The organism is Streptomyces sp. S.PNR 29 (assembly GCF_030386795.1).
Lineage (GTDB): Bacteria > Actinomycetota > Actinomycetes > Streptomycetales > Streptomycetaceae > Streptomyces.
Genome location: NZ_JANUQM010000001.1, coordinates 663,447 through 676,241, shown reverse-complemented (window position 1 = coordinate 676,241; position 12,795 = coordinate 663,447). Strand labels below are relative to the sequence as shown.

Below are 12,795 nucleotides of genomic sequence, written 5' to 3'. Positions count from 1 at the left end.
CCTAACGAATGGTGTCCCTCGGGCCACTCGATGGCGAGGGCCCCGGCTTGGATGCTCGATGACGTGACCCAGACAACCGAACCCGCAGCAGCCGTAGAGAGCCCCGAGTCCACCCCGCCGAAGCGCACCCGCATCCACCGCGCCTGGTTCGTCGCCGCCGTCACCTTCGTGACGATCATCGGCGCCGCCGCCTTCCGGTCCCTGCCGGGGCTCCTCATCGACCCCCTGCACCAGGAGTTCGGCTGGTCGCGCGGCACGATCGGCGCCGCGGTGTCGGTCAACCTCGCGCTGTACGGGCTGACGGCCCCCTTCGCGGCGGCGTTGATGGACCGCTTCGGCATCCGGCGGGTCGTCGCGGTGGCCCTGACCGTGATCGCGATCGGCTCGGGCCTGACGTACTGGATGACGGCCGCCTGGCAACTGATGCTGTGCTGGGGCCTGCTGGTGGGCCTCGGCTCCGGTTCGATGGCACTGGCGTTCGCGGCCACGGTCACCAACCGCTGGTTCACCGAGCGGCGGGGCCTGGTCAGCGGCATCCTCACCGCCGCCTCCGCCTCCGGCCAGCTGATCTTCCTCCCCCTGCTGTCCTGGATCGTCGAGACGTACCAGTGGCGCCCGGCCGCCGTCACCGTCGCGCTCGCCGCCCTCGCGGTCGTGCCCTTCGTCTGGCTCCTGCTGCGCGACCACCCGGCGGACGTGGGCCAGAAGCCGTACGGCGCGACGGAGTTCGTCCCCAAGCCCGCGCCCGTCCCCGGCGCCGCCCGCCGCGCGGTCACCGTCCTGTTCTCCGCCGTCCGCACGGGCCCGTTCTGGCTGCTGGCCGGCACCTTCGCGATCTGCGGCGCCTCCACGAACGGCCTGATCCAGACCCACTTCGTGCCCGCCGCCCACGACGCGCACATGCCCGTCACGGCCGCCGCCTCCCTGCTCGCGGTCATCGGCGTGTTCGACGTGGTCGGCACGGTGGCCTCCGGCTGGTTCACCGACCGCTTCGAACCGCGCCGCCTGCTCGCCGTCTACTACGCCCTGCGCGGTATGTCGCTGCTCTTCCTGCCGGTGCTGCTGGCGCCCACCGTCCACCCGCCGATGATCTTCTTCATCGTCTTCTACGGCCTCGACTGGGTCGCCACCGTCCCGCCCACCCTGGCCCTGTGCCGGGAGCAGTACGGCGACGACAGCGCGATCGTCTTCGGCTGGGTCCTCGCCTCCCACCAGGTCGGCGCCGCCCTCGTCGCGTTCCTCGGCGGCGTGGCCCGGGACACGTTCGGCTCGTACGACGTCGTCTGGTACGCGTCGGGCGCCCTGTGCGCGGCGGCGGCGCTGATGGCGCTGGTGATCCGGCGGCGACCGGCTCCCGTGCCGGCCGTATCCTGAACCCACCTACTCCGGAAGGACAGTTGTGACCTTGGGCATGGTTCTCGGTGACGTGGTCGACGTGACTCCGCTCGCTCGATCACGCTCACACTTCCGAGGAGTACGCCGTGTCCACGATCCACTGGATCGAGGCTCAACCCTGTTCTGCCCGCTGGCACTCTGAGACCGGGCTGCCCCTGCCCCGGAGGGTCGTCGTCGCGGACGACCGCATGCGCGCCGGCACCGCGTACCGCCTGGCCTGCGAGGGCACCGCGCTGCTGTGGCGCGGGGACTTCCAGGGCGCGCGCCAGCTGCTGCGGGCGATGGACCGCCGCGTCGGCCGCACCGCACCCGGGCCGGGGGACACCCCGGCCGGGACCTTCCATCTGCAGCGCCGGTTCCGCGCCCACCGGGCGCGGGTGCTGGGCAAGCTGCTCGTCCTGCTGGAGGACGACCACTCCGTGGCCCTGCGCCGAGCGCCCGACGTGCGCCGGGCGTGCGCCGAGGCGTACGGGCCGCCGCAGGGTCCGACGGCGGTCGCGCTGACGGAGCTGCTGGGCGTGATCGGGGCCCGGCAGTGGCGCGAGAAGGGCGTGTGGGTGCCGGCGCTCGGCGCCCGCGTCCACCCGCACTACGGGGTGTTCTCGCCGGTCCGCGGGGAGTACGTCGACCTGGTCGCGCGGGCGCCGTTGCCGGGGCGCGGGGCGCGGACGGCCTTCGACCTGGGGACGGGGACCGGAGTGCTCGCCGCCGTGCTGGCGCGCCGGGGTGTGCGCCGGATCGTGGCCACGGACGTCAGCGCGCGGGCGCGGGCATGCGCCCGGGACACGGCAGGGCGGTTGGGGCTCACGGGGACGGTCGAGGTCACGGGTCCCGCGCTGTATCCCGACGGCCGCGCGGACCTCGTCGTCTGCAACCCGCCCTGGCTGCCCGGCCGGCCCGCCTCCGACCTGGACCTCGGCGTCTACGACTCCGGCGGTGGCATGCTCCACGGCTTTCTCGCCGGGCTGGCCGAGCACCTCGAACCGGGTGGCGAGGGCTGGCTCGTCCTGTCCGACCTGGCCGAACTCCTCGGCCTGCGGACGCGGTCCGGCCTGCTGACCGCGATGGAGGCGGCCGGGCTCCGTGTGCTCGACCGCCTCGACACCCGCCCGCGTCATCCCCGCACCCGCGACACCGGTGATCCGCTGCACGCCGCACGGGCGGCCGAGGTCACGTCACTGTGGCGGTTGACGACCGTCTGAGTGGGCGGTCGTCCGCTCCGTGAGCCGCCCGAACCGGCCCCGGTAGAAGAGCAACGGGCCCTCTTGGACGCCGTCGCCCGTGCCGAGCGCCTGCACCCGGCCCACCACGATGAGGTGGTCACCGCCGGTGTGGACGGCGTGGATCGCGCAGTCGATCCAGGCGAGCGTGCCGGCCAGGCGCGGGGAGCCGGTCGCGGGCGCCGGGTCGTGGGCCACGCCCGCGAACTTGTCGGCACCGCTCGCGCCGCTCACCGCGAAGGCGCGGCACAGCTCGCCCTGGCGGGCGCCCAGGACGTTCACGCAGAACACCCCGGCGCGGGCGATGCGCGGCCAGGTCGTCGACGTACGGCCGACCATGAAGGCGACGAGGGGCGGATCGAGGGAGAGGGAGGAGAAGGACTGGCAGACGAAACCGGCGGGGGCGGGTGAGGCGTCGGTGGCCGGTGCGGTGACCACGGTCACGCCGCTCGCGAAGGTCCCGAGCACCCGCCGGAACTCCTCCTGCCCGACCGGCGCCCGCTCGTCCTCCCCGACGCACCGCAACTGCGGGCGCGGCAGCGCTTCGACGGCGGGGCTTGCGGCCGACCCGAGGTAGCGGACGGCGGCGGCCGCCATCCCTGCGTGTCCCATCACATCGCCCATTGAATCTGACACAGCGTCAGATAGGAAGGGCCGGGAGGCGTTCAGCGACCCCGGAACTCGGGGCTCCGTCGCTCCATGAAGCTCGCCACGCCCTCCTGGGCGTCCGCCGTCGTCATGTTGATCTCCTGCGCGGCGGCCTCGGCGGTGAAGGCGGTTGCGCGGTCGGTGTCCAGGGAGGCGTTGACGAGCTGCTTGGTCAGGGCGAGGGCGCGGGTCGGCCCGGCGGCGAGGCGTTCGGCCCACTCGCGGGCCGTCCTGTCCAGCTCCCCGTCCGGTACGACACGGTTGACCAGACCGAGGCGTGCGGCCTCGGCGGCGGTGAGCGTGTCGCCGAAGAACATCAGCTCCTTCGCCCGCTGCGGCCCGACCAGCCGCGGCAGCAGATACGCCCCGCCGCCGTCCGGCACGAGCCCGCGCCGCACGAACACCTCGATGAACGTCGCTGACTCCGCGGCGAGCACGAGGTCGCAGGCGAACGCCAGATGCGCGCCGATGCCCGCGGCCGTGCCGTTCACGGCGGCCAGCACCGGCTTCTCGCAGTCGAGCACCGCGGAGACCAGCCGCTGGGCACCGAGACGAAGGATGCGGGCGACGTCACCGGCTACGCGTTCCCCGGTTTCGCGTTCCCCGGTCCCGCGTTCCCCGGTCCCGCGTTCCCCGGTCCCGCGCTCCCCGGCCGTGGCGGCGCCTCTCAGGTCCGCGCCCGCACAGAAGCCCCGGCCCGTTCCCGTGATCACCACGGCCCGCACGTCCGGGTCGGCGGAGGCGTCGAAGAGCAGCTGGATGATGCGTTCGCGCTGGTCGGGCGTCATGGCGTTGAGGGCTTGCGGCCGGTTGAGCGTGATGCGGCAGACCTGGTTGTCAGTGGCGTGCTGTACCAATGACTCAACGGATGACTCAGCGTAATCGTCCACTGACGTTCCGGGGGAATCAGTCATGTCGGTACTCCGCTTTCTACGAGGGCTGTTCAGGACCCGGGCGGCACACCGCCAGCGCGTCCAGCGCGACGGCCCCCTGCCCTCGGGGCAGCACCATCAGCGGGTTGATGTCGAGCTCCGCCAGGTCGTCCCCGAGCTCCAGCGCCATGCGCTGTACGCGCAGGACGACCTCGACGAGCGCGTCGACATCGGCCGGGGGACGCCCCCTGACCCCGTCGAGCAGAGCCCGCCCGCGCAGTTCGGCGACCATGTCCCGCGCCTGCTCCTCACCGAAGGGCGGCACACGCACGGCCGTGTCCCGCAGCACCTCGACGAGCACCCCGCCGAGCCCGACGGTCACGGTCGGCCCGAAGAGGTCGTCATGCGTGACGCCGACGACCATCTCGACGCCCCGCTCGACCATCTGGCACACCAGCACGCCGTCGAGGGAGACCTCCTCGTAGCGGGCGATGTCGGTCAGCTCCCGGTAGGCGTCGCGGACCTGGCTCGCGGAAGTCAGCCCCACCTTCACCAGCCCCAGCTCGGTCTTGTGGGCGATCCGCGCGCCGGACGCCTTCATCACCACCGGGTAGCCCACCAGCCCCGCCGCCCGGACGGCCGCCGCCGCGCTGGTCACCAGCTGCTCCCGGGGCACCCGGATCCCGTAGGCCCGCAGCAGCTGCTTCGCCGCGTGCTCGCTCAGCTGCTGACCGGGCCGCATCAGCGCTTGCGCCTTGCGGAAGGAGGGCGAGGGGGTGCGCGGCGCCTCGTCGAAGGGGGAGCGGTAGCCGGTCACGAACCGGTGGTGGTCGAGGTAGGCGCGGACGGCGGTGACGCAGTTCGTGACCGTGCGGAAGGTGGCCACGCGCGAGGAGCCGAGCAGCACCTCGCGGTACGCCGGCTCGGTGCCGACCGGCGACCCCCACACCACGCACACCAGCTTGTCCGTCCGCTCGGCCGCGTCCACGAGGTCCTGGACCAGCCTGTCGCTCAGCGGTGGGAAGGGCCCGGTGATGGGGCAGACGAGCACGCCGACGTCGGGGTCGTCGAGGATCGCGTCGATGATCTTCCGCCCGCGCCAGTCACCGACCGGGTGACCGCCGTTGTCGACGGGGTTGGCCACGCTGAGGTATCCGGGTATCCACTGGTGCAGCTCGGCCTGCCGGGCCTCGGACAGCACCGGCAGCCGCAGTCCCGCCTCGGTCGCCAGGTCGGCGAAGTGCGCGCCCGTGCCGCCCGAGATCGAATAGACGACGACCCCGTCGGCCCGCGGGGGCCGGGCCCGGGCCAGCAGGGCCGCGGTGTCCTGGAGTTCGTCGAGCCCGTCGACCCGGATCACCCCGTACTGGCGCATCGCCGCGTCCACCACCGCGTCCGCGCCGGTCAGCTTGCCGGTGTGTGAGGCGGCCGTGCGGGCGCCGGTCTCGGTGCGGCCCACCTTGACCGCGACGACCGGCACCTTGCGCCGGGCGGCCCGGTCGGCGGCGAGCAGGAAGGACCGGCCGTCCTTCAGTCCCTCGAGATAGGCGGCGATGGCTCCGACCTCGGGCTGCTCGGCGAAGTAGGAGAGGAAGTCGGCGGTCTCCAGGTCGGCCTCGTTGCCGGTCGGCGCCCAGTGGGACAGCCGGATGCCGAGCTCCTGCAGGGCGAAGACGGGCCGGCCCTGGTGCCCGGACTGGGTGATGAGCGCGATCGCGGGGCCGTCGAGATCCTCCCGGAACCGCTCGAAGGCGTTGAGGTTGGTGTTCGGCCCCAGCAGCCGCATCCCGGACCGCTCCACCGCCGCGGCGAGCCGCTGCTGCGCGGCCGCGCCCTCCTCACCGGTCTCCGCGAAGCCGGAGGCGAAGACGACCGCGAACCGCGCCTTGGACTCGGCCAGTTCCTCGACCACCGGAAGGGGGTCACCGACCAGCACCACGGCCAGATCGACCTGCTCGGGCAGGTCGGCGACGGAAGGAGTACAGGCGATGCCGAAGACGGACGGACGGCTCGGATGCACGGGATGCAGCCGTGCCCCGACCCGCTCGGCCCAGTCAACCAGTTGCCGCGTGATACCGGTGTTCGGCCGCCCCTCGGCGTCCGAGGCGCCGATCACCGCGACGGACTCGGGCCGGAAGAAGCGGTCGAGATCGGGGACATCGGCGTACAGCGGGCGCCCGCTGACATCGAGGTGATCCACCTCGGCCGGTCTGCCGTGCACGATGGGTCCGGACCGCTCGCCGCAGGCGAGAACCCGGGCCCGGCGGGCGTCGGTGGTGAGGGTGCCGTGGGTTGATCCAAGCATCGGTCCGCCCGCTTCTGTGTGAAAGCCAAGTAACCTGACGCTCTGTCAGGTTACTGAACCGACGCGAGGTCAGGAACGGGCCTGCACGCAAAGTCGGGCGTCAGCCGGGGATCCGGGACGGCATGACCGCGCTGTCCTTCGCGCCCTCCCGCACGATGGCCTTCGCGATCTTCACCGCGTCGATGGCCAGTTCACGGAGCATCCCGCTGATGGGGTTGGTGAAGCCGGTGAAGTACAGGCCGGGCGCGTTCTTGGGGGTGCGGGCGCCGTGGACGACCGGCTTGCCGCGCGCGTCGAGGACGCCGAGGTGACCGACGAGCCCCTCCAGGGCGCGGACGTACCCCGTGGCCGCGATCACGGCGTCCGGCTCGACGCGGCTGCCGTCGGCGAGGACCACCTTGCCGTCCTCGAAGCCGTCGACGGCGGCCACGATCTCGACCCGGCCCTTGCGTACGGCGTCGATCAGGCCGACGTCCTGCACCGGGATGGACCCCTCGGTCACCCGGCTGTAGAGGCCGGTGTCGGGGCGGGGCAGGCCCTGGGCCGACAGGTCGGGCACGCTGAGCCGGCCCACGGGTCCGGCGAGCCGGTCGACGAGGCGCACCGGCAGCCGCCGTACCAGGACGCCCGTGTACTGGGCCGCCCAACCGGCGGTCGAGCGGCGCAGGATGTGCGGGACCGTGCGCACCGACAGCCGTACCCGGGAGGCGCCGCCCTCCACGAGGTCCACGGCGATCTCCGCTCCGGTGTTGCCGACGCCGACGACGAGGACGTCACGGCCGGCGAAGGGCTTCGCGTTGCGGTACTCGGAGGCGTGCAGGAGCTCGCCGGTGTAGCTGTCGCGGCCGGGCCAGTCCGGGAGGCGCGGAGTGTGGTTGTAGCCGGTGGCGACGACGACCGCGGCGCCGGTCAGTTCGCGCCCGCCGGTGGCGTGCAGCAGCCACCCGGTGCCGTCGGGGGTGCGCTCCACGCGGGAGACCTCGACGCCGGTGACGACCTCCAGGCGGTGGTGCTCGGCGTACTTCTCCAGGTACCGCACCACGTTGTCGCGGGACACCCAGCGCCCGAACCGGCGGGGGATGGGCAGCCCGGGCAGGGCCGACAGGCGCCGGGTGGTGTGCAGGTGCAGCCGGTCGTAGTGGCGCCGCCAGGACGCGCCGACGTGGCCGGACTTCTCCAGGACGACGGCGCGTATGCCCTTCGCGCGCAGGGCGTACGCGGCGGAGAGACCGCCCGGGCCGGCGCCGATGACGTACACGGGGCGGTCGGCGGTGCGGTCTGCGTGGGGTGCGGGCGCTGTGGAGTCGGCCATGGTCGGGAGCGTAATCACGCACCTGGTTGATGGGTCTCGGTCAAGACCGGAATTGGTTGCGGATTGATCACGGGTGTGGGAGGTGGAGGTGGGGATCGTGGCACAGGGAGATCGTTTGTGGGGGTGTAGTGCGCAGGCGGATCCACCAGTTCACGGGCGGCGCACAGTCCGCTCGCAGGGGGCTTGTTCCGGTACGCGCATCTGACGTACCGTCAGATTCCGGTGTCGGCGGGAGCGCGCGAGCGTCGGGAGCGTCCATGGACACGATCTGGCTCACCGGTGCGCAGTGGCTGGCCGTGCTGCGTATCGGACTCGGGCTGTGGTGGCTGGAGAGCTGGCGGCACAAGGACAAGAAGGCCTGGTTCGAGCGGGGCACCGGCATCGCGTGGGCGGCGGACGTGGCCGCCGGGCACCGCTGGAACGCCGTCCGCTCCGGCTTCGACGTGGTGGTGGCACCGCGCCCGCGCACGATGGCGTACGTCGTCGTCTACGCGGAACTCGCCCTCGGCCTGGGCCTGATCGCCGGGTTCCTCACCCCGATCGCCCTGGTCGGCGGGCTGCTCCTCAACGGGCTCTACTTCGTCCTCATGATCCACGACTGGGCCGAGCAGGGGCAGAACTCGATGATGGCGCTGATCTCCCTGGTCGCGCTGTTCGGCATGTCCTGGCAGACGTGGTCCCTGGACGGCGTGCTGGGACTCTTCCCGTGAGCGCGGCCCATGACGTCCCGCAGCCGGACGCCTTCACCCGGCCGTACTGGGACGCGGCAGCCGACGGCCGGCTGCTGATCCGCCGCTGCGGAGCCTGCGGGCGCGCCCACCACTATCCGCGCGAGTTCTGCCCCCACTGCTGGAGCGAGGACGTGGCCTGGGAGCCCGCGAGCGGACGGGCCACCCTCTACACCTGGTCCGTCGTGCACCGCACCGACCTGCCGCCGTTCGCGCAGCGCACCCCGTACGTCGCCGCCGTCGTCGACCTCGCCGAGGGGCCGCGGATGATGACGGAGGCGGTGGAGTGCGCGGACGGGGAGCGACTGCGCGCGGGGATGGAGCTGGAGGTGGCCTTCCGGCAGGGCGTGCCCGTGTTCCGGCCGGCCGGCTGAGGCACAGCAGCCCCACGCGCCGCCGGCACCGGGTTGAATGGCTCGATGCCCCCCACATACGGCGACGACCGTTCCACGACCGCCCCCGCCTTCCTTCACGCCCCCGAACCGCATGGCCACGGTCTGCGCCTGCGCCCCTGGGACGCCGACTCCGGCGCCGACGTCGAGGCGTGGCTGCGCGGCAACCAGGACCCGGAGTTCCGGCGCTGGAACACCCCGCTCCGGCTCGTCACGGACCTCGACGGCGCACGGGAGTCGCTGCGCGTGCGGGTGCGGGCGGCCGCGGAGGGCAGGTCGGTGTCGTTCCGGGTCATGGACGCGGAGAGCGGTACGACGCTGGGGCACATCGGCGTCAACGAGATCAACCGTGCCCTGAAGGCGGCGCGCGTCGGCTACTGGGTGCTCCCCGAGGCGCGCGGCCGGCACGTCGCCACCCGCGCCCTTCTGCTCGCCGCGCGCTGGGCGTTCACGGACCTCGGGCTGCACCGCCTGGAGCTGGACCACGCCGTCGGCCACGACGTCTCCTGCCGGATAGCCGAACGGTGCGGGTTCGCCTACGAGGGGACCATGCGCGGGGCGGTCTTCGAGGCGGGCCGCCACGACGAGTTCCGGGACGCACACCTGCACGCGCGACTGGCCACGGATCCGGAGCCGGCAAAGGTTTAGCGGCGGGGCGGAAAATCGCGGGCGTCCGGCCGACGCGGCCGGGACCATGAAGCATGCACCCCGACGACTGGTATCTCACCCAGGACATCGACGACTTCCTCGCCCGCGCCGGCCGGTTCCTGCGAGCCGAACCCGCCCTGCGTACCGTGCAGTTGACCGTCACGGAGAATCTGCGTACGCGTGGACCGCAGGTGTACGGCGACGACCCGCCCGAGTTCGGCGTGCTGGAGCGGGAGGGCGCCGTGCGGGCGTCCTTCTTCCGTACGCCGCCGTACTGGCTGAACCTCACCACCCTGACCGCCGAGGAGGCGGACGCCCTCGCCGCACGCTTGGCCGCCCTCGGGCGGAGCCTCCCCGGTGTCTCCGCGGACCGCGACACCGCCGCCGCCTTCGCCGCCGCCTGGCAGCGCCGGACGGGCGCCACGGCCACGGTCCGCCAGCGGCAGCGGCTGTACCGCCTCGGCACCCTCACCGTGCCCCGGCCCGTCCCGCCCGGTCGTCCCAGAACCGCCGGTGACGGGGACAGGGAGCAACTCGTCCGCTGGTACGAGGAGTTCACCAAGGCCGTCGGCGATGTCGCCGTCAGGGACGGCTCCGACTGGGCCGACGCCCGCATCGCCCGCCGCGACCTCACCTTCTGGGAGACACCCGACGGCACCCCCGTCGCCATGGCCGGGCTGAGCCCGCGGGTCGCCGGGCAGGTCCGTGTCGTCGCCGTCTACACCCCGCCCCACCTGCGCGGCCGGGGCTACGCGGGCGCCGCCGTGGCCGAGGTCAGCCGGGCCGCGCTGGCGGCGGGCGTCGACGACGTACTGCTCTTCACGGACCTGGCCAACCCGACCAGCAACGGGCTGTACCAGCGGATCGGGTACCGGCCGCTGGCCGACTTCGATGTGTACGGCTTCGCGGCGGACCCGTCACGGCCACAGTAGGTGCCGGTCCCAACCGCCTTGAGTGCGCCGGTAGTCGAGCCGTACGTGCCGTCGTCGTGCGTCCCCCTGGAAGAACTCCACCTCGTCGGGCCGGAGGCGGTAGAGCGTCCAGGACGGCACCGGTGCCTCAGGCTCCCGGCGGGCCCGCTCCCAGGCCGCCTCCGAGGCCTCCGCCAGCTGCTCCACGGATTCCAGGACCTCGCTCTGGCGGCCCGTCAGCGCGGCGGCCAGGGCGCCGGTGGAGCGGGCGTGCAGATCCGTCCGGGCCTCCTCGGGCGGGGCGACGGTCACCGGGCCCCGCACCCGGACCTGGCGGCCCAGGACCGGCCAGTAGAAGCCGAGGGCGGCATACGGGCGGGCGGCGAGCTGCCGGCCCTTGCGGCTGCCGGCGTGCGTCGCGAAGGACCAGCCGTCCGCGTCCGCGCCGTGCAGCATCACGATCCGTACATCCGGCAGGCCCGCCTCGTCCGCCGTCGCCAGCGACACGGTGTGCGGCTCGGTCTGCCCGGCCGCCACCGCCTCCGCGAACCACTGCGTGAACAGGGGCAGCGGCTCGGCGGGCGCGGCGGCCGGGTCGAAGGGCGGCAGGTCGGTGACGGCCGGGTCCCACACCCGCAGGGACCTCAGCAGCTCATGAAGATCCGGCATTCTCCGGAGCGTAGTCGGCCACGGAACCCATGTCGGCCGACACCCAGCGCTCGGGCCGCATCCGGATGACCACGTTCTCGCCGTGGTTCTTCAGACTGAACTCCACATACGGCTCGACCGCCTCGGCCGGGAGGTAGCGGGCCGAGATCTCCCGGAGCTGCTCGACCGTGGCGGGGGTCGTCTCGACGACCGGCCCCTCGACCGACACGTACCGGACGGTGGGCTCCTGCCGGTCGACCATCAGTGAGAACCGGCCCGCCGCGCTGATCAGCTGGTTCTTGCGGGAGTCGAGCCCTGTCATGATCCAGATGTCGCCGCCGGGTTCGTACTGGTACCAGATGGGCACGGTGAGCGGGGCCCGTCCCGGCCCGGCGTCGACCGCCAGCGCGGCGATGTGGGGCTCGACCAGAAACTGCTCGCGCTCTTCACGGGTCAGGGCCATGCGGGTCTCCTCAAGTCGCTCGAACCTTCCTCAGACCCCAACACCGGCCGCACACACCAGTGTTCCCTCATCCCCGCCCCAGCACCACCGTCCCCGACGAGCAGAACCAGCCCCCCGTCCCCGAGGCCACCGCCAGTTGCGGCAGCGCCCCGCCGGGACGCCGGACCTGCCGCGGCCCGCACTCGCCGCGCAGCTGCCGCACCGCCTCCACCAGCAGGAACAGGCCGCGCATCCCGGGGTGCTGCGCCGACAGCCCGCCCCCGTCGGTGTTCACCGGCAGTTCCCCGCCCGCCACCTTCAGCCGCCCCTTCTCCACGAACGCCCCGCCCTCTCCCTTCCCGCAGAAGCCGAGGTCCTCCAGCGTCACCAGGGTCATGTAGGTGAAGGCGTCGTAGATTTCGGCGAGGTCGATCTCCTCCGGCCGCACTCCCGCCCGCTCGAAGGCGAGCCGGCCGCTCACCGCCGCCGGGGAGACGGTGAAGTCGGGCCACTCCGACATGGCGGCATGCGACACGTGCTCGCCGGTGCCGAGGATCCACACGGGGGTGGAGCGGCTGTCCTGTACGTACTCCTGCGCCGCCAGCAGCACCGCCGCCCCGCCGTCGGAGCGCAGGCAGCAGTGCCCTCTGGTGAACGGGTCGGCGATCACCGGGCCCGACAGCACGTCGTCCACGCTGATCGGATCGCGGAACATCGCCTCGGGGTTCAGGGCCGCGTTGGCCCGGGCCTGGACCGCCACCTCGGCCAACTGCTCGATGGTCGTGCCGTGTTCGATCATGTGGCGGCGGGCGGCCATCGCGTACTTGGCGATGAGGGTGTGGCCGTAGGGCACCTCGAACTGCAGCGGACCGCGCGAGCCGAAGGAGAGGGTGCCCGTGCGCCGCCCGGCCCTGATGTCGGCGCGGGCCGTCGAACCGTAGGCCAGCAGGACGGCGTTCGCGTGGCCGGCGGCGATCGCGTCGGCCGCGTGGGCCGCCATGACCTCCCAGGTGGAGCCGCCGACGGAGGTGGAGTCGACCCAGGTGGGGCGCAGGCCCAGGTACTCGGCGACCTCCACGGGGGCGAGGGTGCCGAGGCCCGCCGAGGCGAAGCCGTCCACCAGCGACCGGTCCAGGCCCGCGTCGGCCAGGGCGCGGCGGGCCGCCTGGGCGTGCAGTGCGTACGGGGTGGTGTCGTCCAGGCGGCCGCAGTCGGAGAGGGACACGCCGACCACGGCCACCTTCCGGGTGCCTGATCCCATGAATCTGACGGTA

At 73.0% G+C, this 12,795-nt stretch carries 13 protein-coding genes; 6 read left to right on the top strand and 7 right to left on the bottom strand.

The window, feature by feature from the left end:
- Positions 1–63 precede the first annotated feature (63 nt).
- Positions 64–1,374, top strand: coding sequence for an MFS transporter (locus NW895_RS03335; RefSeq protein WP_289933560.1), 1,311 nt, complete (start codon positions 64–66; stop codon positions 1,372–1,374).
- Positions 1,375–1,481: 107 nt separating this feature from the next.
- Positions 1,482–2,597 (top strand): class I SAM-dependent methyltransferase, encoded by a 1,116-nt coding sequence (locus NW895_RS03330; protein WP_289933558.1) that lies wholly within the window; start codon positions 1,482–1,484, stop codon positions 2,595–2,597.
- Here NW895_RS03330 and NW895_RS03325 read toward each other — a convergent pair.
- The 4 genes from NW895_RS03325 to NW895_RS03310 all read right to left on the bottom strand — a co-directional run bounded on the left by NW895_RS03325 (position 2,571) and on the right by NW895_RS03310 (position 7,752).
- Complete coding sequence (locus NW895_RS03325) at positions 2,571–3,227, bottom strand: flavin reductase family protein (protein WP_289933557.1); 657 nt, start codon at positions 3,225–3,227, stop codon at positions 2,571–2,573. The genes NW895_RS03330 and NW895_RS03325 overlap by 27 nt on opposite strands.
- A 53-nt stretch (positions 3,228–3,280) precedes the next feature.
- A complete protein-coding gene (locus NW895_RS03320; protein WP_289933556.1) occupies positions 3,281–4,177 on the bottom strand; it encodes an enoyl-CoA hydratase-related protein in 897 nt (298 codons plus the stop codon).
- Between the two features lie 16 nt (positions 4,178–4,193).
- Positions 4,194–6,440, bottom strand: a complete 2,247-nt coding sequence (locus NW895_RS03315; RefSeq protein WP_289933555.1) for an acetate--CoA ligase family protein — start codon at positions 6,438–6,440, stop codon at positions 4,194–4,196.
- Positions 6,441–6,540: 100 nt separating this feature from the next.
- A complete protein-coding gene (locus NW895_RS03310; RefSeq protein ID WP_289933554.1) occupies positions 6,541–7,752 on the bottom strand; it encodes an NAD(P)/FAD-dependent oxidoreductase in 1,212 nt (403 codons plus the stop codon).
- Positions 7,753–8,009: 257 nt separating this feature from the next.
- Here NW895_RS03310 and NW895_RS03305 point away from each other — a divergent pair, with 257 nt between their 5' ends.
- From NW895_RS03305 to NW895_RS03290, 4 genes are read left to right on the top strand one after another with little or no spacing between them, the layout of a single operon-like run.
- Positions 8,010–8,462 (top strand): DoxX family protein, encoded by a 453-nt coding sequence (locus tag NW895_RS03305; protein ID WP_289933553.1) that lies wholly within the window; start codon positions 8,010–8,012, stop codon positions 8,460–8,462.
- Complete coding sequence (locus NW895_RS03300) at positions 8,459–8,854, top strand: Zn-ribbon domain-containing OB-fold protein (RefSeq protein WP_289933552.1); 396 nt, start codon at positions 8,459–8,461, stop codon at positions 8,852–8,854. Before NW895_RS03305 ends, NW895_RS03300 begins: the two co-directional genes overlap by 4 nt.
- Before the next feature lie 45 nt (positions 8,855–8,899).
- Positions 8,900–9,520: a GNAT family N-acetyltransferase gene (locus tag NW895_RS03295; RefSeq protein ID WP_289933551.1), complete on the top strand. Its 621-nt coding sequence runs from the start codon at positions 8,900–8,902 to the stop codon at positions 9,518–9,520.
- Positions 9,521–9,573: 53 nt separating this feature from the next.
- On the top strand, positions 9,574–10,452 hold the full coding sequence (locus tag NW895_RS03290) for a GNAT family N-acetyltransferase (protein ID WP_289933550.1): 879 nt from the start codon (positions 9,574–9,576) through the stop codon (positions 10,450–10,452).
- Here NW895_RS03290 and NW895_RS03285 read toward each other — a convergent pair.
- From NW895_RS03285 to NW895_RS03275, 3 genes are all read right to left on the bottom strand, one after another.
- Entirely contained in the window at positions 10,438–11,100 is a 663-nt protein-coding gene (locus NW895_RS03285; RefSeq protein WP_289933548.1) for a pyridoxal 5'-phosphate synthase, read from the bottom strand. The genes NW895_RS03290 and NW895_RS03285 overlap by 15 nt on opposite strands.
- Positions 11,084–11,542 (bottom strand): pyridoxamine 5'-phosphate oxidase family protein, encoded by a 459-nt coding sequence (locus NW895_RS03280; protein WP_289933547.1) that lies wholly within the window; start codon positions 11,540–11,542, stop codon positions 11,084–11,086. The genes NW895_RS03285 and NW895_RS03280 overlap by 17 nt, the downstream gene beginning before the upstream one ends.
- Before the next feature lie 67 nt (positions 11,543–11,609).
- Complete coding sequence (locus NW895_RS03275) at positions 11,610–12,782, bottom strand: acetyl-CoA acetyltransferase (protein WP_289933545.1); 1,173 nt, start codon at positions 12,780–12,782, stop codon at positions 11,610–11,612.
- Between the last annotated feature and the right edge of the window lie 13 nt (positions 12,783–12,795).